Source organism: Kiloniella sp. (assembly GCF_965205715.1).
Taxonomy (GTDB): domain Bacteria; phylum Pseudomonadota; class Alphaproteobacteria; order Kiloniellales; family Kiloniellaceae; genus Kiloniella.
In genome coordinates this window covers 140,330-159,911 of the sequence record NZ_CBDBHW010000001.1, presented here as the reverse complement: position 1 = coordinate 159,911, position 19,582 = coordinate 140,330, and the positions used below count along the sequence as shown (strand labels likewise).

18 protein-coding genes are annotated in these 19,582 nt (G+C 46.7%); 9 read left to right on the top strand and 9 right to left on the bottom strand.

Going from position 1 to position 19,582, the window contains the following annotated elements:
• Positions 1–169 precede the first annotated feature (169 nt).
• From ilvC to miaA, 4 genes are all read right to left on the bottom strand, one after another.
• Positions 170–1,189: a ketol-acid reductoisomerase gene (ilvC, locus tag ACOGW3_RS00885; protein ID WP_419901224.1), complete on the bottom strand. Its 1,020-nt coding sequence runs from the start codon at positions 1,187–1,189 to the stop codon at positions 170–172.
• Positions 1,190–1,257: 68 nt separating this feature from the next.
• A complete protein-coding gene (ilvN, locus tag ACOGW3_RS00880) occupies positions 1,258–1,764 on the bottom strand; it encodes an acetolactate synthase small subunit (RefSeq protein ID WP_419901443.1) in 507 nt (168 codons plus the stop codon).
• Positions 1,765–1,860: 96 nt separating this feature from the next.
• Positions 1,861–3,624 carry an acetolactate synthase 3 large subunit gene (locus ACOGW3_RS00875; RefSeq protein WP_419901223.1) on the bottom strand — a complete coding sequence of 588 codons (1,764 nt, stop codon included), beginning with the start codon at positions 3,622–3,624 and terminating at the stop codon, positions 1,861–1,863.
• 134 nt (positions 3,625–3,758) lie between these two features.
• Complete coding sequence (gene miaA / locus ACOGW3_RS00870) at positions 3,759–4,709, bottom strand: tRNA (adenosine(37)-N6)-dimethylallyltransferase MiaA (protein ID WP_419901222.1); 951 nt, start codon at positions 4,707–4,709, stop codon at positions 3,759–3,761.
• A 98-nt stretch (positions 4,710–4,807) separates the two neighbouring features.
• Between miaA and serB the strand changes: the two genes are divergently transcribed.
• Positions 4,808–5,701: a phosphoserine phosphatase SerB gene (gene serB, locus ACOGW3_RS00865; RefSeq protein WP_419901221.1), complete on the top strand. Its 894-nt coding sequence runs from the start codon at positions 4,808–4,810 to the stop codon at positions 5,699–5,701.
• Between the two features lie 71 nt (positions 5,702–5,772).
• Here serB and ACOGW3_RS00860 read toward each other — a convergent pair whose 3' ends face one another.
• The 4 genes from ACOGW3_RS00860 to hflK form a co-directional block, all read right to left on the bottom strand.
• Positions 5,773–7,293, bottom strand: a complete 1,521-nt coding sequence (locus ACOGW3_RS00860; RefSeq protein ID WP_419901220.1) for a Do family serine endopeptidase — start codon at positions 7,291–7,293, stop codon at positions 5,773–5,775.
• Positions 7,294–7,454: 161 nt separating this feature from the next.
• Positions 7,455–7,643, bottom strand: coding sequence for a DUF2065 domain-containing protein (locus tag ACOGW3_RS00855; RefSeq protein ID WP_419901219.1), 189 nt, complete (start codon positions 7,641–7,643; stop codon positions 7,455–7,457).
• 99 nt (positions 7,644–7,742) lie between these two features.
• Entirely contained in the window at positions 7,743–8,627 is an 885-nt protein-coding gene (hflC, locus tag ACOGW3_RS00850; RefSeq protein WP_419901218.1) for a protease modulator HflC, read from the bottom strand.
• 17 nt (positions 8,628–8,644) lie between these two features.
• Positions 8,645–9,718 carry an FtsH protease activity modulator HflK gene (gene hflK / locus ACOGW3_RS00845; protein WP_419901217.1) on the bottom strand — a complete coding sequence of 358 codons (1,074 nt, stop codon included), beginning with the start codon at positions 9,716–9,718 and terminating at the stop codon, positions 8,645–8,647.
• A gap of 241 nt (positions 9,719–9,959) precedes the next feature.
• Here hflK and apbC point away from each other — a divergent pair, with 241 nt between their 5' ends.
• Both apbC and ACOGW3_RS00835 read left to right on the top strand, forming a co-directional pair.
• Positions 9,960–11,078, top strand: a complete 1,119-nt coding sequence (gene apbC, locus ACOGW3_RS00840) for an iron-sulfur cluster carrier protein ApbC (RefSeq protein WP_419901216.1) — start codon at positions 9,960–9,962, stop codon at positions 11,076–11,078.
• Positions 11,079–11,243: 165 nt separating this feature from the next.
• Complete coding sequence (locus ACOGW3_RS00835) at positions 11,244–12,038, top strand: DUF1194 domain-containing protein (RefSeq protein ID WP_419901215.1); 795 nt, start codon at positions 11,244–11,246, stop codon at positions 12,036–12,038.
• A gap of 34 nt (positions 12,039–12,072) precedes the next feature.
• Here the strand turns inward: ACOGW3_RS00835 and ACOGW3_RS00830 are convergent, their stop codons facing one another.
• Positions 12,073–12,579, bottom strand: coding sequence for a dihydrofolate reductase (locus ACOGW3_RS00830; RefSeq protein ID WP_419901214.1), 507 nt, complete (start codon positions 12,577–12,579; stop codon positions 12,073–12,075).
• A 209-nt stretch (positions 12,580–12,788) separates the two neighbouring features.
• On the opposite strand from ACOGW3_RS00830, the gene ACOGW3_RS00825 reads away from it, so the two are divergent.
• The 6 genes from ACOGW3_RS00825 (at position 12,789) to ACOGW3_RS00800 (ending at position 19,578) form a co-directional block, all read left to right on the top strand.
• Entirely contained in the window at positions 12,789–13,472 is a 684-nt protein-coding gene (locus ACOGW3_RS00825) for a GntR family transcriptional regulator (RefSeq protein WP_419901213.1), read from the top strand.
• Between the two features lie 103 nt (positions 13,473–13,575).
• Complete coding sequence (locus ACOGW3_RS00820; RefSeq protein ID WP_419901212.1) at positions 13,576–14,586, top strand: proline racemase family protein; 1,011 nt, start codon at positions 13,576–13,578, stop codon at positions 14,584–14,586.
• Positions 14,587–14,734: 148 nt separating this feature from the next.
• On the top strand, positions 14,735–15,631 hold the full coding sequence (locus tag ACOGW3_RS00815) for a dihydrodipicolinate synthase family protein (protein WP_419901211.1): 897 nt from the start codon (positions 14,735–14,737) through the stop codon (positions 15,629–15,631).
• 170 nt (positions 15,632–15,801) lie between these two features.
• Positions 15,802–17,232 (top strand): aldehyde dehydrogenase family protein, encoded by a 1,431-nt coding sequence (locus tag ACOGW3_RS00810; RefSeq protein ID WP_419901210.1) that lies wholly within the window; start codon positions 15,802–15,804, stop codon positions 17,230–17,232.
• A 61-nt stretch (positions 17,233–17,293) separates the two neighbouring features.
• Positions 17,294–18,547, top strand: a complete 1,254-nt coding sequence (locus tag ACOGW3_RS00805; protein WP_419901209.1) for an NAD(P)/FAD-dependent oxidoreductase — start codon at positions 17,294–17,296, stop codon at positions 18,545–18,547.
• Positions 18,548–18,576: 29 nt separating this feature from the next.
• Entirely contained in the window at positions 18,577–19,578 is a 1,002-nt protein-coding gene (locus ACOGW3_RS00800; RefSeq protein ID WP_419901208.1) for a 4-hydroxyproline epimerase, read from the top strand.
• Positions 19,579–19,582: the final 4 nt, after the last annotated feature.

Sequence of the window (19,582 nt, the reverse complement as noted above, 5' to 3'; positions counted from 1 at the left end):
ATATCATAAAGTAAAAATTATTCTCTTTTCATGGGTGAGAAGAGTACATCTTCAAAATTTATCGGCCCAGCAAAAACGATTTCCACCAAACGCAACAAAGCCCGCCAAGAAGGCGGGCTTTGTTCAAACCTAAAAGCATTAAAAAAATGCTTAGAAAGTTGAAAAGAACCTAGTTCTTTTCTTTATCAACAAGCTTGTTCGCGCCAATCCAAGGCATCATCGCACGAAGACGAGATCCGACTTCTTCGATTGGGTGCTCAGCATTAAGACCGCGTGTGGCTTTCAACTCAGGTTGACCAGCTTGGTAATCGAGTACAAATTTCTGTACGAAACGACCAGACTGAATGTCGGCTAGAACGCGCTTCATTTCAGCTTTTGTTTCAGATGTAATGATGCGTGGACCAGTTACATAATCACCAAACTCAGCTGTGTTGGAGATTGAGTAACGCATGTTCGCCATGCCACCTTCGTACATAAGATCAACGATCAACTTCACTTCGTGCAAGCACTCGAAGTAGGCCATTTCAGGAGCATAACCAGCTTCGGTCAAAGTTTCGAAGCCAGCTTTGATGAGATCGCAAAGACCACCACAAAGAACAACCTGCTCACCAAAGAGGTCAGTTTCACACTCTTCACGGAAAGTAGTTTCGATAACACCAGAACGACCGCCACCAATAGCAGAAGCATAAGAAAGAGCGATTTCCTGTGCGTTACCAGAAGCATTCTGGTGAACAGCGATCAGACAAGGAACACCACCGCCTTTGAGGTATTCGCTACGTACTGTGTGACCAGGACCTTTTGGCGCAATCATGAACACATCAAGATCTGCACGAGGCTCGATCAGCTTGAAGTGAACGTTCAGACCGTGAGCAAAAACGATTGCTGCACCTTCTTTAAGATTGTCAACGAGATCTGCGCTATAAAGAGCAGCCTGATTTTCATCAGGGGTCAGGATCATAACAACGTCGGCCCAAGCAGCAGCTTCAGCAGGTGCCATCACCTGGAAACCAGCCGCTTCAGCTTTAGCAACGGAGCTAGAAGTTGGACGAAGAGCAACGCGAACGTCGCTAACACCACTGTCCTTCAGGTTGTTAGCATGGGCGTGGCCCTGGCTACCGTAACCTACGATTACAACCTTCTTACCTTTAATCAGATTTACATCTGCATCACGGTCATAATAGACACGCATAGCTTATTCCTTCCTTAGGGCGGCTGTTTCCAGCCATATCAAATAGAAAACACGTAGATTGCTATCGCCTAGAGCGCCTTTGGGCCGCGGGAGATGGCTACAACACCAGTACGACTGACATCAATCAATCCGAGGGGTTGCATTAAATCAACAAAAACATCCAGTTTGTCACTCTTGCCTGTCATTTCGAAGACAAAGTGATCATGGCTGGAATCAACAACACGGGCACGGAAGATATCCGCAATCCGTAGAGCTTCAACACGCTTATCACCCGCGCCCGCAACCTTAATAAGAGCAAGTTCTCTTTCAACAGAAGAACCCTCTTTACTCAAGTCTCGAACACGGTGAACAGGAACAAGACGGCCCAATTGAGCTTTAATTTGTTCCAAAATCTGTGCCGTACCAGAAGTGACGACAGTTATACGAGAGAGACCGTGTGCAACATCGACCTCCGTCACTGTCAAACTTTCAATATTATATCCTCGTCCAGAAAAGAGGCCGATAACCCGTGCAAGTACGCCGGGCTCATTATCTACGAGTACCGCAATCGTGCGGCTTTCGATGTGGGTTTCCATTGGCGCCATGGGACGCAATTCCTGACTTTGTTTCAATCAAATTCTAATCGACCACGTTTGTGCAAACTATGTATCGATTTTTTGGTTCCTACAAGATCAAACGAGAACCATTCCTTCTTCGGAAATAGGTTTCGCTGCGCTATCTTCTGGGCTAAGCAGCATTTCATAATGCGCCGCCCCAGACGGGATCATCGGATAACAGTTCTCTTCCTTTGCCACCTGACAATCAAAAAGAACTGGGTGCGGGCAGTCAATCATCTCCTGAACCATGCGATCCAGATCCTCTGCCTTTTCACAGCGCATACCAACAAGGCCAAAAGATTCTGCAAGTTTCACAAAGTCTGGCAAGGCGTCGGAATAACTTTCAGAGTTCCTATTACCGTGCAAGAGTTGCTGCCACTGGCGAACCATACCCATCCATTGATTATTCACGATGAAAATTTTCACAGGCAAGTTGTACTGAGCAATTGTTCCCAGTTCCTGCATATTCATCATGAAAGAAGCTTCACCAGAAACATCGATGACCAAGTCATCAGGGTGAGCAATCTGAGCCCCAACGGCTGCAGGTAAACCATAACCCATTGTTCCCAGACCACCAGAAGTCATCCATTTTTTGGGCTCATCAAAATGGAAGTACTGGGCAGCCCACATCTGATGCTGACCAACCTCAGTCGTAACATAAGGTTTACGGTCCTTTGTGAGTTCGTAAAGGCGCTTAATCGCGTGCTGTGGCTTGATGATTGGACCATCTTGCGTATAACCTAGGCAATCTTTTGAGCGCCACTCTTCAATCCGGCTCCACCAGGACTTCAGGGCTTTGCTATCAAGGGAGCGCTTTTCTTCTTTCCAAAGGCGAAGCATCTCTTCAACGACCCGTTCAGCATCACCAATAATTGGCAGGTCAACAATGACATTCTTGTTTATAGAGCTGGCATCAATATCGATGTGAATTTTTGTGGAATCGGGTGAAAACTGATCGATCACTCCGGTAATGCGATCATCAAACCGAGCTCCAACATTAATCATGACATCACAGTTATACATCGCCAGATTAGCTTCGTAAGTACCGTGCATGCCGAGCATACCGAGGAACTGTTTGTCCGTTCCAGGGAAAGCACCCAAACCCATAAGGGTTGTTGTGCAAGGTGCGCCGGTTAAATGCACAAGCTCGGTTAAAAGTTTGGATGCAGCTTCACCAGAATTAATAACACCCCCGCCAACGTAGAAAACTGGGCGCTTGGCATTCGCAATTAATTCTACAGCTTCCTTAATATGCTCGAGTTCGCCATTAATTTTTGGGCGATAACTACGATGCTTCACCTCTTCTGGCGCTAAATAAGTATCGCTTTTCCCCTGCTGAACATCTTTAGGAAGATCGATAACAACAGGCCCCGGTCGACCATTTTGCGCAACGTAGAAAGCTTCGTGCATGGTCCGGGATAAATTTTCTATATCACGGACTAGATAGTTGTGTTTTGTACAAGGGCGCGTAATACCCGTGGTATCAGCTTCTTGAAAAGCATCGTTACCAATCAGATGTGTTGGAACTTGACCCGTCAGACAAATAAGGGGAATTGAATCCATCAAAGCATCAGTTAATCCAGTAACTGCATTAGTTGCGCCTGGCCCAGATGTCACGAGTACGACGCCGACCTTACCGGTAGATCTTGCATATCCCTCAGCCGCATGCACCGCACCACCTTCTTGACGAACGAGTATATGTTTAATGTCGTTCTGTTTGAAGATAGCATCATAAATCGGTAGCACTGCGCCGCCAGGATAGCCAAACACGGTGTCCACACCCTGATCTTTCAGGGCTTTGATCACTATTTCCGCGCCGGTAAACTGTTCGGTCGCCATCGTATTTATTCCTCTCAACTACTGGCTTGTATAATGGTGAGCAATCCTATCCCCGATGCCTGTAACAAGAAAAGGGGTAAAAAGCCAATAACAATCGGCCTAGCATTTAGGTTGCGAGCGCGAAAACTAGCCTCTTAGGGTAAGAGGGTCAAGTCGATTTGGCGAATAAAATTAAAAAAATCACCCCTTAATCTTTCCGAATATTTCTCATTTACGATTTTTGCGTCATTATATTGTGTTCTGATCCATGTCATCTGCCTCTTTGCATAGCGACGTGTATTTTGCTGCGCCCGCGAAATAGCATCATCAAGAGTTACCTTTTTAGCCAAATATTCTGCGAGTTCGGGAACACCCAGCGCCTTCATGATAGGAAGAGAAGGATCAAGGCCTAAATCCAATAGATCTTCGACCTCTTTTAATGCGCCCAAATCGAGCATGTTCTTGAAGCGCTTATTACAATTATCATATAGCTCTTCACGTGGAGGAATCATTGCAAAGCGGATAAAATCAAAATCCGGTACCATTCCCTGAGCTTGCCGTTGCCAAACAAGTAATGACTTCCCCGTGTGGGTAATTACTTCCCAAGCCCTGATCAACCGTTGACGATCGCCTGCGTGCAACCGATCAGCCATCTCTGGATCAATAGTTGCGAGTTCTTTCTTAAAACTATCCCCACCCACCTTTTCTAATAATTGCTGAGCCTGAGCACGGATTTCAGCAGGAATATCAGGAATATTCGCAATTCCTTTTTCCAATGCGCGTATATAGAGGCCCGTGCCACCGACAAGAATCGGAATTTTACCCAACCGGTGTACGTTTTCGATTTCTTCTAAAGCAAGAATCCGCCACTGTTCAGCCGAGCAGCGTTCAGCTCCAGCCATCGTTCCGTAAAGTCGATGCGGAACCTTGGCTAGATCCTCTTTATCCGGCCGCGCCGTTAAAACATCTAGCTCACGATATATCTGCATGGAATCTGCATTGATGATCTCGCCTCCCAAGGCGAGGGCTGCATCTACTCCAAGCGCAGATTTTCCGCTGGCAGTAGGGCCAGTAATAACAATGACTTTTGGCTTATCGTTGATCACTTGAGATATCTCTGCTTTAACAATGCTTCTGAGGTTCCTACTATACCCCAACCTTAAGAGCCACAAAAACAAATCAGTATACTAGAGGACAACATCCCATGCGCTTCGTCGCCACCCTGGTTGCCCCCACAGCTAGTTCCCATCTTGATTACGCAACGGTACAATCCATTTCCACCTGTCTAAAAACCCACGGCGCCACTCTGGGAGCAGAAGACTGGCTTTCTGAAAACGAAGCCTGTGACATCTTCTTTTCTGAGTTGGATTTAGCTGAAGCTAAGGATCTCATCCGAAACGAAGTTGCGGGTACGAATATCGATTTTGCCGTTCAAGAAACATCCGGTCGCCGAAAAAAGTTACTTGTGGCTGACATGGAATCCACCATCATTGGCCAAGAAATGGTCGATGAACTTGCTGTACGTCACGGGATTGGTGATGAGATTGCTCGGATTACAGAAAAATCCATGCGCGGAGAACTCAACTTCGAAGAATCACTACGCCAACGTGTCGCCCTACTCAAAGGTATCGAAGAAAAAGAACTTGAAGCGATCTCAAGCCTCATGGTGCTCAACCCTGGCGCAGATACGCTTGTAAAAACCATGAGAGAGCATGGGGCCTATACCGCACTGGTCTCAGGTGGTTTTACTTACTTCACCTCCCAGATCAAAGATATCTGCGGCTTTAACGAGGATCGTGCCAACGACTTGGAAATTCAATCCAACAAACTATCCGGATCCGTTGGAGAACCAATTTTGGGACGCGAAGCTAAACTCGAAGCGACAGAAGAACTGATAAAACAATTAGGCATTACCCTTTCCGATGTCTGTGCTGTAGGTGATGGTGCGAACGATCTCGCCATGCTTTCAGCTGTTGGTATGGGCGTCGGATACCACGCGAAACCAATCGTCAAGGAAACTGCCGCATTTCAAGTTGAACACACGGATCATTTGGCTTTGTTATTTTATCAAGGATATCGACGCAAAGACTTTATATAAGTCTCATCAATATCGAACGAAAAAGGGGCCCTCAAATGAGCGCCCCTTTTTCATTTCTCATAGCAGCTAACTTAGGAATCTAATTTAATCGCCACCCAGGAGTATTCACCCTGTTTAAAGACCAGCAAAGTTACAACCCGGAAGCCAGCTTCTTTTGCCTTCCCTACAAGGGAAGCAACTTGCCCCGGATCAGTCACCTCTTCCTGGTCAACTTCGACAATAACATCACCAGGACGAAGGCTTTTTTGTGCCGCACTGCTATTTGGCACAACATCTGTAATAACAACACCATTTACACTGTCATTAACAGAAAACCGTTGGCGGGTCTCGCTATCTAGTTTCCCAAGATACAAACCAAGGTCAGCAACCTTGCTTGGTTTACGCTCATCTTTCTTAGGTTTTTCAGGCGCAACAGATGCAACAACGTCATCAGGTAGCTGCCCCAAATCTACAGAGACTGTTTTTTTCTTACCCTTACGCCAAACCACGACATCGACTTCACGGCCAATGGATGTTTCAGCAACCATTCTTGGTAGCTTGCGCATCTCTGGAACTTTACGACCATTAAACTCTAGGATGACATCGCCAACTTTGACGCCTGCTTTTTCCGCAGGGCCACCTTTGGAAACAGATGAAACCAGGGCACCACTAGGTTCAGCTAGACGCAAACCTTCGGCCAATTCTTCGGTTACAGTTTGGATTTGAACACCCAACCAACCACGTTTAACTTCACCGTTTTTCTCAAGTTGTTCAATAATGTGCCGGGCCATAACGGATGGAATTGAGAAACCAATACCAACGGAACCACCTGAAGGAGAGTAAATTGCAGAGTTTACACCAATGACCTCGCCATCCATGTTAAACAAGGGACCACCAGAGTTACCACGGTTGATCGCAGCATCGGTTTGAATAAAGCTGTCGTAGGGACCGGACCCAATATCGCGAGAGTGCGCGGAGATAATACCTGCTGAAACAGACCCCCCCAGACCAAAGGGGTTACCAATTGCAAGAACCCAATCCCCAATGCGAGATTCATCAGAACTCCCCCAACTGGTCTCAGGAAGCTTTATATCAGTCTCGACTTTGAGCAATGCTAGATCTGTTTTCTCATCTGTACCCATAATTTTGGCTTCAAGGATTGTTCCATCCTGCAGGCGAACAGCTACTTCATCTGCACCTTCAATAACGTGATGATTTGTCACGATCAGGCCAGCCGAATCAATAATGAACCCAGAACCCTGAGCTCCCCCCCGGCGCGGTTGTTCGGGTTGACGACCACCACCACGGCGTTCAAAGAAATCTCGGAAGAACTCTTCAAAATTCTCCCCTTGAGGAACTTGTGGCTGTCCTTCAGTTTCAGTCGTTGGTTCAATTGTTTGTGAGGTGATAACATTCACCACAGTTGGGAGTAATTCTTCGGCCAAATCTGCAAAGCTATCAGGTGCCGAGCGGGCCTTTGCCGTAAGCGCCATAGACATAATGCCAATGACAACTGCTATACCAACCAGCCATTGTTGAGCTACTTGTCTAGATGACAAAGTCTGAGCCAAAGCTTTGGTACGGTTATGTCTTTGATCCGCTCTAATATTCATTCGCGTCTTCTCCGGTAATCTTTTCGCTCGAAAGCGGTCATCTATAACTTATGCTCTAGTCTACTCTGTTCAAGTGAGCCTGCATATGAAGATGGGTGATGAAATGGGCGTAATTGTGACCTATGCGTGACATTTCACCCTTATTAACTAGCACGAGAGTATCAAGCGACCCTCAACACCCAAATAAGGAACACGCCTAAACTTGCACAGACGAGCCCTCCCCCACGCAATGTCGCGTGCGGCATCTCTGTCATCATTTCAAGTAACTGCTTCAAACGATGAGGAAAAAGTGAAAGTATAATGCCCTCGATTACGAGCACCATTGCTAAAGCAGTAAATAATTCGACCATCGTCCAACCACACTAATTATTTTATAATTAGAAAATAGCACAAAAAAAGACGGTGACACCAGTACAGGTATCACCGTCTTATCAATAAAACCGACCTACTTAGTTAGCAGGTTTGGCTTCAGTGGCTGTAGTCCCTGAAAAGAACTCAAAGAATTCACTATCAGGAGAAATCACCATGTAAGTTCCCTTATTCGCCAAAGCTTCTTCATAGGCTTGCATGGAGCGGTAGAACTTGAAGAAATCCGGATCCTGACCATAAGCTTCATTTAGAATCTTGGTTAGAGCCGCATCGCCTTGACCACGAAGAATTTCTGATTCTTTCTTGGCTTCAGCTGTTAGGACAGTCACTTCCCTATCCGCAGTTGACTGAATACGCTGTGCGAGCTCAAAACCCTGCGCACGGAATTCAGCAGCTTCTCTTTCACGTTCAGTCTTCATACGCGCAAACACAGCTTGGCTGGTTTCGTTTGGAAGATCTGCACGACGAATTCGGATATCCAGGACATCAATCCCAAAACGCTTTGCCTGCTCATTTACATGCTTCAAAACCCGTGCCATGAAGACATCACGTTCAGGAGAGAGAACAGTACTCAAAGTCGCTTTACCAAGCTCAACACGAAGGCCGGAATTCACGATTGTACCCAAGCGGGCACGTGCACCGTCTTCTGAACGCACTGTTTTGAAGAACTGAAGCGGATCATCAATTGTGTAGCGCGCAAAACTGTCGACCAGTAGAGGCTTTTGATCGGAGAGAATGATACGCTCTACCGGAGGATCAAGGTTAAGCACACGTTTTTCGTACTTCTGAACATCCTGCCAAGGAAGCTTAAACTTCAAGCCAGGCTCTTTAATGGTCGTTTGGGGGTTACCAAACTGAAGCACCATCGCCTGTTGAGTTTGATCAACGGTAAAGAGCATACTGCTCGCAAGGAAAGCCCCAGCAACGACAAGCACGCCAATGATGAGAGTAAATTTATTATTCATAAGACTATATCCCCCTCTTATTGGCTATTTTTACGAAGTTGATCAAGCGGCAGATAAGGCACGACGCCGCCCTGCTCTGACCCAAGAATAACCTTATCAGTACTCTTGAGAACCTTTTGCATCGTTTCAAGATACATCCGGCGCTTCGTCACTTCTGGATTTTGTTTATATTCCCGGTAGACCGACAAGAAACGATCCGCTTCACCAGTCGCTTCATTCACAAGACGCTCTTTGTAAGCTTCGGCTTCCTGAATTTGTCGCTGAGCTTCACCACGAGCACGCGGAATAATATCGTTACGATATTTCTCAGCTTCGTTACGTGCCCTGTCTTTATCCTGCAATGATCTTTGAACATCATCAAAGGCATCAATCACTGCCGCAGGCGGTTGAACGTTCTGGAGCTGCACCTCGGTAATAAGGATACCCGCTTCATAACCATCAAGTATTGACTGAAGAAGAATACGTGTCTGACTTTGGATATCGTCACGCGCTTCGGTCAATGCTGGCTGAATATCTGTTCGGCCAATGATTTCACGAAGGGCTGATTCAGCAGCAATTTTAACCGTTGCTTCTTGATCTCTAATGTTAAACAGGTACTGTCCAGGTTCAGCAATCTTCCACTGCAGTGTCAGATTAATATCAATGATATTCTGATCACCTGTCAGCATCAGGCTTTCTTCGGTTACAGACCGTTTTTGAACACGTCCACCTGCATTGGTTCCGCGGAAGCCAATATTGATCTGATGAATAGTTGTCACTTCTGGGGTCAGAACTGTTTGAATAGGATATGGATAGTGCCAATTCAAACCAGGTTCAGTCGTTGTTACCCACTTACCAAATTGCAGAACAACACCCTGTTGGTTTGGCTGTACCCGATAAAAACCAGACGCGAGCCAAAGAAGTAAAACAACACCAAGGATAAAGACAAAACCCTTACCGCTGAATCCGCTACCGCCAGGGATCATTTCTTTTACACGATCCTGACTTTTGCGAATCATTTCTTCGATGTCTGGTGGACGTTGTCCACCACCGCCACCATTGCCGCCGCCCCATGGGCCACCGCCGCCAGAACCTTTATTATCCCAAGGCATCTATTTTCCCTGTGTTAAACGATTAATAGTACAAACAAATTTGTATGAATCTGTCACTAAAAACACCCATTTTACAAGCCCCGTTTCGCAAATTTTGCATATTATGGGCTCGGGTGCGTCATAAAATCCTTATCTTTGCCGTAGACCCTACCATATAAAATAGGCATAACCACATACTAACCAGGCAGGAATACAACAAAGAATACCTGCACATATTGTATAAAACATGGGGATTTCAAGGATGAGTCGAGTAACAGAACAACAAATTCTCGATGCTTTAGCTACCGTAATCGAACCAGAGAGTAAAAAAGACATCGTCAGCCTAGGCATGATTTCCGGCCTCATCATCAAAGATGGAAATGTTGGGTTTTCTCTTGAAATCGATCCCCAAAAAGCAGAAGCGTTTGAAGCCGTCCGCAAATCTGCCGAAAAAACCGTACACGCTTTACCAGGTGTTTTATCTGTGAGTGCCATTCTCACAGCAGAAAACCAACCTGGAGAAACGAAAGCGCCACCTGCTGCCAAACCTCAGGCAGCGCCCCAGCCAGGACCGGGCGGTAAAATCGAGCTCGATGGCATCAAACACATTATTGCTATCGCCAGCGGGAAAGGCGGGGTCGGAAAATCGACAACAGCCATCAACCTTGCCCTCTCTCTCGCTAAAAAGGGATTAAAAATCGGGTTGATGGACGCTGATATCTATGGACCTTCTCAACCAAGAATGATGGGCATTACCGGCCGCCCCTCTTCCCCGGACGGGAAAACGCTTTTACCCATGGAACGCCATGGCATCAAATGTATGTCGGTCGGCTTCCTGGTTGCCGAGGACACGCCGATGATCTGGCGTGGCCCCATGGTGCAAAGTGCTTTAACACAGATGCTACGTGATGTCGTTTGGGGAGAACTCGACCTTCTGATCGTCGACATGCCACCTGGAACAGGTGATGCCCAACTGACCATGGCTCAACAGGTTCCCCTAGATGGCGCAGTTATCGTTTCCACCCCACAGGACATCGCCCTATTGGATGCGCGTAAGGGACTTAACATGTTCCGCAAAGTTGACGTACCGGTACTTGGCATTATCGAAAATATGAGTGTCTATATCTGCCCAGAATGCGGTCATGAAGCCCACATATTTGGCGAACACGGGGCGCGGAACGAAGCCAAAAAATTGGACTGCCCATTCCTTGGCGAAATGCCTCTACACATAGACATTAGAATGACCTCCGATGAAGGTGAACCTATTGTCGTCTCCTCACCTGAGGGTGAACACGCAAAACGTTATGCTGATATCGCCGATGGTGTTTGGTCGAGCCTGACAACTTCAACAAGACAAGCGCCTTCCATTTCAATGGAGTAATCCAGGCCCCAAAAGAAGTATAAACCTATTAATATTACTTTATGGCAGACAACAGCCCCGGTACGAGTTCCCAAACTCGTACCGGTGCTGTTGTCATATGGTTATTAAAAATTCAGGAATACAGTGTAGAAATAAGAGATCAATTGCCACGTTAGGATTCTACGCATGAATTTCGGTAGCCTCTTACACCTGACACTATTTTACAAAGCACTGATACTTTCGTTTATACCCAGCTTTATACTATTCCCTTTGCAATCAACCGCAGAACCAACTCTTGTCGATCTCGAACTCGTACTTGCCGTGGATGTCTCCCATAGTGTCGATGACTATGAGGCCAGCCTGCAAAGACAAGGTTATATTGATGCCTTACGGGATCCCGCCGTGATCAGGGCAATAAGTTCCGGCCCCTTTGGGCGAATTGCTGTGACGTACATAGAATGGGCAGGAGAGCATTATCAACGAACAGTGATCGATTGGACGCTGCTAGAGGGCACACAAAGTGCAAATGCTTTTGCGGATCGATTATCCACGCTTTCAATAGGCACAGCACCTTCAACATCAATCAGCAGAGCGATCGATTATTCTATCAATGAAATCTTCCACAATGACTTTCTCAGCAAAAGGGCTGTGATAGATATTTCTGGTGATGGCCCAAATAGTGATGGCAGACATGTAACCCAGTCAAGAAACGATGCAATCGCCCTTGGGATCACCATTAATGGCTTGCCGATTCTGTCCTCGCGCCCAAACCCCAATGGATTAGGGGCGCCGTCTGCCTGGCTGGGGGCATACTATTCCAAGAATGTAATCGGAGGCGAAAACGCCTTTTTAATCGAAGTGTTCGAATTCGAAACTTTTAGCTCAACTCTCAAAGAGAAGCTCAAACGCGAGATAAAAGGAACAACCGAAATTTCATTGAATACCCACCAAACTCCACCCTACGAGCGAATGATCCAATAACTATCAAAGTCCTGTAGTAAATTTAAAATTGAATTCAGGCTTTTTTGTTCAAAATTACAAAAGCGTAACCCGGTGTGTCTCCAACGGCCTCATGCGTTTCCCTAAAACTTTCGCTCCATTCATCCGAATTAGTTTTCGGAAAAAAAGCATCCGCTTCAGGTTCTAAATCGACTTCGGTTATATAGAGACGGTTGGCAAACTCTATCGACTGCTCATAAATTTGCGCACCGCCAATGACCATCAATTCACCACCATCTTTGCGGCTCACTTCATCACGTGCAAGATCCAATGCCGTTTCCAGGCTGTTACAAATACTTATACCATCAGCGGCAAAATTCTCATCCCGGGTAATCACTATATTTAACCGACCGGGAAGTGGGCGCCCAATAGACTGAAACGTTTTTCGGCCCATAATCACGGGCTTGCCAAGAGTCTGGGCTTTAAAGAATTTCAGGTCCCCGGGAATATGCCAGGGCATGACGTTATCTTTGCCAATAGCGTGATTTTTCCCGTGCGCAACAATTAATGAAATCGTGGTCATGAATTCCCTTACCCAACTCTTTTCACTGGAATAACCCAAAGATGTAACGGGAACGATCCCGGAAAATAACTCTATAATATATAGATGATGAGATTAATACATCAAACCTGCTAGCCAAAGGTGGATAAAATATCCTATTATGCCACAGGCCTCACTGGCAATGACGGCATCATAATAAGACAAACATAAAAACGGAAGCCCAAAACCGAATGGCCGAAATCAGTAATAAAACAGGTGGTTTCAAACGACAAACCATCACAGAAGCCGTAGCTGAAGCACTTAGAGAAGAGATTCTTTCCGGACAGCAAAAAGAAGGTGCGCAACTTCGCCAAGATGCCATCGCTTCCAGATTCAATGTCAGCAGAATCCCCGTCCGCGAAGCCTTACGGCAGCTTGAGGCAGAAGGCCTAGTCACTTTTTATGCACATAAAGGCGCAGTAGTATCTTCGCTTTCTCGCGAAGAGATTCGGGAATTGTTTGATATAAGACGCTTGCTTGAAGGTGACCTTTTTGCCCGTGCTATTCCAAAGATGCAAAAAGAGCTTATTCAGGACGCAGAAAACATTCTGGACCGTTATGATGCTGCGCTAGAAAATGGTGAGGTGTCCTTATGGGGAGAACTCAATGCTGAGTTTCACCATATTCTCTATATTGCAGCGGATCGCCCTAAAACCTTGGCGATTGTTCAAAACCTCCACAACAACATTGATCGCTATCTTCGGATTCAACTCCATAGCGCGGGCGCACGCAAAAATGCCCGTGATGATCATTGGGGCCTACTAAAACACTGCAAAGAAGGTAACGTCGAAGCAGCAACAAAACTTCTCGACAGTCACATTCAGGCAGGTTGCGATAACCTAATTGAGTTTTTGGATGCACAAGCCGGAAGCTAAGTATTGCCTCTTATAAAGACATCATAAAAAAGCGACTTGTTCGCTTTTTTATCTGCCAAATCACATTGTATATAATATGTTGTAGCCAATTTTGGAATTCAAGATGAAGATAACAGCGCCCATAAAAACCGTTGAAATGCACACTGGCGGTGAACCCTTACGCATTATCACAGAGGGTTATCCAAAAATTCCCGGTGAAAGCATCCTGGAAAAACGCCGTTATGTACGCGATAACCTTGATCACATCAGGCATCTTTTGATGTTTGAACCCCGCGGACATTTTGATATGTACGGCGCCCTTCTTGTCCCTCCAAGTGATCCAGAAGCAGATCTCGCGGTTTTGTTCCTGCACAACGAGGGCTACAGCACCATGTGTGGTCACGCCATTATTGCTCTCGGCCGTTTTGCCGTTGATCAAAAACTGGTTGAAATCTGTGAACCTGTTACGACAGTCAAGATCGAATGCCCCTGCGGCCTCGTTGTCGCCAGCGTCGAGGTCACAGAAGGAAAAAGCGGAAACGTTTCTTTTATATCCGTTCCGGCTTTTGCTTTTGCCATTGATCAAATCGTTGATGTCAAAGGTTATGGTCAGGTTCAATTTGACATCGGCTATGGTGGTGCTTTCTACGCATTGGCTTCCGCAGATCAACTGAACCTTGATGTCAGGAACTCCCCAACACGCGATCTCGTTGATGCAGCAGACACCTTATCCAAAGCAGTAAGAACATCTTTAAAGCTCTCTCACCCAGATTCTGATGATCTCGCTTTTCTCTATGGCACTATTCTTACTGATGGCAGGGATGACTATTCTTCTGATCCCACTGCAAATATCTGCGTCTTTGCTGAACGGCAAGTTGACAGGAGCCCTACAGGCTCAGGTGTAACTGCCCGCATCGCTGTTCAGCACCACAAAGAGATAATCAAACAAGATCAGACTAGAACGTTTGAGAGTGTGACCGGAAGTTTGTTTACCGCTCAGGCCGTTCAAAATCTCGCCTGTGGTCCTCATAAAGCCATCCGGGTAAAGGTGAGTGGAAAAGCTCATTACCTGGGAGAATCGACCTTCACATACGAAGAAGGGGATGAAATTGGAAAGGGATTCCTTCTAAAATAACCTATATTTCAGCCCCTTAATCCCTAAGCCGTGAAAAACTCACAATTGGATTAAGAATATTGTATACAATATCCAATATGTGAATATAATGACTGCAAATACTGAAAACGGCGCCATACGGACGTCGTGTTTGCATAAGGAAAAGACAATGAATGTTACCTGGAATGGCGTATACCCAGCAGTTACTACCCAGTTTCACGACGACGACAGTCTCGATCTCAAAACCACGGCAGAGCAAATCGAAAATTTGATCTCAGCCGGCGTAAATGGCTTGATCATGCTTGGTACCGTTGGGGAAAATAACTCGCTATCAAGAGACGAGAAGATTGAAGTGCTTAAACTTGCACAAGAAATCTCTAATGGTCGTATTCCGGTAATCTCTGGCGTGTCAGAATTCACAACTGCAAACGCCTGTTCATACGCCAAGCTCTGTGAAGAAATCGGTATTGACGGTCTGATGGTTCTACCCGCAATGGTTTATAACTCAGACGCCCGTGAAACTGTCAATCACTTCAAAACAGTCGCCAAGGCCTCAAACCTGCCGATCATGTGTTACAACAATCCAGTGGTATACGGCGTAGATATTTCTCCGGAAATGTTCATGGAAATGGCGGATTGTGAAACAATCGTCGCCGTTAAAGAATCTTCAGACGATCCTCGTCGGGTCACTGATGTTTTCAACACCTGTGGGGATCGTTTCCTCGTATTCTGTGGCGTTGATGATCTTGTCATGGAATCAGCCGCTCTTGGAGTAGTTGGTTGGGTATCGGGCCTAACAGATGCATTCCCTCAAGAATCCGTTCGTCTTTGGAAACTCTTGACCGAAGGTAAGTTTGCCGAAGCGTTACCTCTTTATCGCTGGTTCACTCCGGTCCTTCACCTCGATACACACAGCAAGCTTGTTCAGTACATCAAACTGGCACAGGCCATGACAGGTGTCGGCTCTGAAAATGTCCGCGCCCCTCGCTTAAAACTCGTTGGTGAAGAACGTGAACGTGTTGCCAAGATCATTCAGGACACAATCGATACACGCCCTACAGCATAACTATACCTACCCATCCCTGCTGTAGGATGATCGGGTTACCGTGTGCTTCGGCACACGGTAACCTCTTTTCCGTTTAAGGTTCAGACATCCACGATTGATAACAAAAATTGACAAAAACTATGATTAGATCACCATCGTTCTAATCATCCCCACCCCAAGGGAGAAAAGCTTTGAAACAGAATTATATTAACGGGCAGTTTGTCGAAGGTGTCACAGCCCGCGATAACATCAACCCATCTGATACGGCTGAAATTGTTGGCGTATATACACAAGCCAATGCGCAACAGACACGTGAAGCCATTAATGTCGCAGACAAAGCATCTGGGGGCTGGGCACAATCCACTCCCCAACAGCGATTTGATGTTCTTGATTGTATCGGTACGGAACTCCTCGCTCGTAAAGCGGAACTAGGTGAACTCCTCGCGCGTGAAGAAGGTAAAACGCTCGCAGAAGGTATCGGCGAGACTGCTCGTGCAGGTCAAATATTCAAGTTCTTTGCCGGCGAGGCGCTACGTTTAAGCGGCGACAAACTTGCTTCTGTTCGTCCAGGTGTTGAAATTGAAGTCGTCCGAGAAGCATTGGGTGTCATCGGTATTATCACACCTTGGAATTTCCCAATCGCCATCCCTGCTTGGAAAATTGCTCCTGCCATCTGTTACGGCAACGCAATTGTTTTCAAACCAGCAGACCTGGTTCCTGGTTGCGGCTGGGCTCTCGCCGATATCATCTCTCGTTCGGGCCTTCCAGAGGGTGTCTTCAATCTGGTTATGGGACGCGGATCAGTCGTTGGCGAAGAAATCCTGACAAACCACAAAGTCAAGGGTGTTACTTTCACAGGCTCCGTTGCAACTGGTCAACACGTCGCCGCAACCTGTGCAGGGCGGATGGCGAAATTCCAGCTTGAGATGGGCGGGAAAAACCCTCTCATCGTCTTGGATGATGCCAACTTGGATATCGCCGTAGAAACCGCCGTTCAAGGCGCATTTTTCTCAACCGGACAACGTTGTACCGCTTCTTCACGGTTGATTGTCGCAGAGGGCGTGCACGACCAATTCGTTGCCGCGGTTATTAAACGCCTTGAAGGCCTCAATATTGACAATGCGCTTACGGACGGGGTTCATATCGGCCCTGTAGTCGATGAAAACCAGCTTGCTCAGGATATGGATTACATCCGCATTGGTCAGGAAGAAGGCGCCAAACTTGCGTTTGGTGGTGAACAACTCGAACGTTCAACCAAAGGCTTTTATCTCTCCCCCGCTCTCTTTACGGAATCAAACAATTCTATGCGGATCAACCGCGAAGAGATATTTGGGCCTGTCGCCAGTGTCATTCGGGTGAGCGGTTATGACGAAGCTCTTGCTGTTGCAAACGATACAGAGTTCGGTTTGTCATCAGGCATTTGCACGACGTCATTAAAATATGCATCAGACTTCAAGCGCAATGCCAAAGCTGGCATGGCCATGGTGAACCTGCCTACTGCAGGTGTGGATTACCATGTCCCATTTGGCGGTTCAAAAGGCTCAAGTTACGGTAGCCGTGAACAGGGTCGCTATGCTGCAGAGTTCTTCACAACCGTGAAAACAGCATACATTTTGCCATAAGCTATTGGTCTGTAACCAATAGCTTATCACTTAAATAGTGTAGTTTATCTGGAGACCCCGGATGGGTGATGGAAAAAAAAGAATTCTGATCATTGGATCAGGCATTATTGGCCTTTGCAGCGGAAATTACCTGCTCAAAGATGGTCATGATGTCACCATTATTGAGCGCGACCCGCTCGGTGATGGAGCATCCTGTGGCAATGCCGGTGCTATTGCCGCAACAGAAATTGTTCCCTTCGCACTTCCGGGGCTTTGGAAAGACGTACCGAGGTGGTTGCTAGATCCTCTTGGGCCTCTAAGCCTTCGAATGTCTTATCTGCCTCAATTTTTCCCATGGCTTTATCTGTTCTTGAAATCAAGTAACCAGAAGAAAGTTGAAAAATCCACCAAAGCAATGGCTGCTTTTGTTCAAAATGCTTTCGAGGATTACAAACCTTTATTAGGCAATGCCGGGATCCAGGGCCTTTTGAAAAAAGAAGGTTCGTTGGTGATTTACAAAAGTGAAAAAGGGCGTTCTAAAGATAATTACTTCTGGGATTTGAGTAAACGATATGGTGTCGAGTTCAATCTCCTAAACAGAGAAGAGATCCTTGATCGTGAACCAGCCCTCGGTGAACGAGCTCATTGTGGCATGCACCTGCCAAATTGGGGACATTTTGCCAACCCTGCTGATCTCGTCAAAGGGCTTGCTAAAGAGTTTCGAAATAACGGCGGCACTCATCTAACCGATGAAGTTGAAGCTATCGAATATAAAGATAACAAACCAAAAGCCGCACGCACCAAAGGAGGACAGGCTCTCGAGTTTGACCACCTCGTCGTTGCTGCCGGCGCCTGGTCCACGCGTTTATCCAAAAAACTCGGAGACAACTTCGTTCTGGATACTGAACGTGGCTATAACACGACACTTCCCACACCCGGCGTTGAACTCAGCAATATGGTTCAGTTCGCCGAAGACAAGTTTGTTGCAACGCCTATGAATATAGGATTGCGCATCGGTGGCGCTGTGGAATTTGCGGGAATAGACGCAGAGCCCAATTATAGTCGATGTGAAACCCTGCTTACCCTCGCCAACGGATACTTACCGGGCCTCAACAGCGATGGTGGCACGAAATGGATGGGGCGCAGGCCATCCACACCTGACAGTGTTCCTGTCATTAGCCCTTCTCGCCACCATGACAACGTTCACTATGCTTTTGGACACGGCCATCTCGGTATTACAGGCGGTGCCGTAACAGGACGTGCCGTATCCGATTTGATCGCAAAACGCCCTACAGCGTTCGATCTGACAGCCTTTAATATTAATCGTTTTGACTAGTTACACTTTTTGTCCTGAGGAATAACACCGTGGCAAACCATACATTTTTCTGTGTTGATGCACATACTTGCGGAAACCCTGTTCGGGTAGTCGCTGGTGGCGGCCCCTTGCTGAACGGTTCTTCAATGTTAGAGCGCCGCGCTCACTTTCTCGAAGAATTCGACTGGATCAGAACCGGCTTAATGTTTGAACCACGTGGCCACGACATCATGTCGGGGAGTATTCTCTACCCCCCCACCCGGGACGATTGCGATATTGGCATCCTCTTTATCGAAACCAGTGGCTGTCTGCCCATGTGCGGCCACGGCACCATCGGTACCGTAACAATTATGATTGAACGGGGTCTTGTAAAGCCAAGAGAAGAAGGTGTCCTACGTCTGGATACCCCTGCAGGTCTTGTCATCGCAGAATATAAAATGGATGGCGAGTATGTTGAATCCGTTCGTATTAGAAACGTTGCCTCCTTTTTGCACTCGACCAACCTTGAGGTTGAGGTTCCTGAGTTTGGAAAGCTGCGATTTGACGTTGCCTATGGCGGGAATTTTTATGCCATCATTGAACCACAGGAAAATTATGGTGATTTAAGCGATATTAGCCCCGGAGATATTCAGCGCCTTAGCCCGCTTATCCGAAACCTGATCAACGACAAGTATGATTTCGTACACCCGGGAGATGACCGCATTCGCGGTTGCTCACATCTGCAATGGACAGGTAAAGCTATTCACCCAGAAGCCCATGCAAGAAACGCTGTTTTCTATGGAGACAAAGGGATTGATCGCTCTCCCTGTGGAACGGGAACATCGGCAAGGATGGCACAACTTGCGGCACGTGGAGAGCTCGAAGTTGGATCAGATTTTGTCCACGAGAGCATCATTGGCAGCCTCTTCAGAGGCCGGGTCGAAGATAAAACAAAGGCCGGTCCATACGATGCAATTATTCCCTCAATTGAAGGTTGGGCCAGAATTCATGGTCTCAACAACATCTTCATCAACGACAGAGATCCCTATGCCAAGGGCTTCTTACTAACTTAAGTAA

Excerpts from the sequence above, each read along its gene's own strand:
- ilvC (WP_419901224.1), bottom strand. The coding sequence starts at position 1,189 with ATGCGTGTCTATTATGACCGTGATGCAGATGTAAATCTGATTAAAGGT.
- ilvN (WP_419901443.1), bottom strand. The coding sequence starts at position 1,764 with ATGGAAACCCACATCGAAAGCCGCACGATTGCGGTACTCGTAGATAAT.
- ACOGW3_RS00875 (WP_419901223.1), bottom strand. The coding sequence starts at position 3,624 with ATGGCGACCGAACAGTTTACCGGCGCGGAAATAGTGATCAAAGCCCTG.
- serB (WP_419901221.1), top strand. The coding sequence starts at position 4,808 with ATGCGCTTCGTCGCCACCCTGGTTGCCCCCACAGCTAGTTCCCATCTT.
- ACOGW3_RS00860 (WP_419901220.1), bottom strand. The coding sequence starts at position 7,293 with ATGAATATTAGAGCGGATCAAAGACATAACCGTACCAAAGCTTTGGCT.
- ACOGW3_RS00855 (WP_419901219.1), bottom strand. The coding sequence starts at position 7,643 with ATGGTCGAATTATTTACTGCTTTAGCAATGGTGCTCGTAATCGAGGGC.
- hflC (WP_419901218.1), bottom strand. The coding sequence starts at position 8,627 with ATGAATAATAAATTTACTCTCATCATTGGCGTGCTTGTCGTTGCTGGG.
- hflK (WP_419901217.1), bottom strand. The coding sequence starts at position 9,718 with ATGCCTTGGGATAATAAAGGTTCTGGCGGCGGTGGCCCATGGGGCGGC.
- apbC (WP_419901216.1), top strand. The coding sequence starts at position 9,960 with ATGAGTCGAGTAACAGAACAACAAATTCTCGATGCTTTAGCTACCGTA.
- ACOGW3_RS00835 (WP_419901215.1), top strand. The coding sequence starts at position 11,244 with ATGAATTTCGGTAGCCTCTTACACCTGACACTATTTTACAAAGCACTG.
- ACOGW3_RS00830 (WP_419901214.1), bottom strand. The coding sequence starts at position 12,579 with ATGACCACGATTTCATTAATTGTTGCGCACGGGAAAAATCACGCTATT.
- ACOGW3_RS00825 (WP_419901213.1), top strand. The coding sequence starts at position 12,789 with ATGGCCGAAATCAGTAATAAAACAGGTGGTTTCAAACGACAAACCATC.
- ACOGW3_RS00820 (WP_419901212.1), top strand. The coding sequence starts at position 13,576 with ATGAAGATAACAGCGCCCATAAAAACCGTTGAAATGCACACTGGCGGT.
- ACOGW3_RS00815 (WP_419901211.1), top strand. The coding sequence starts at position 14,735 with ATGAATGTTACCTGGAATGGCGTATACCCAGCAGTTACTACCCAGTTT.
- ACOGW3_RS00805 (WP_419901209.1), top strand. The coding sequence starts at position 17,294 with ATGGGTGATGGAAAAAAAAGAATTCTGATCATTGGATCAGGCATTATT.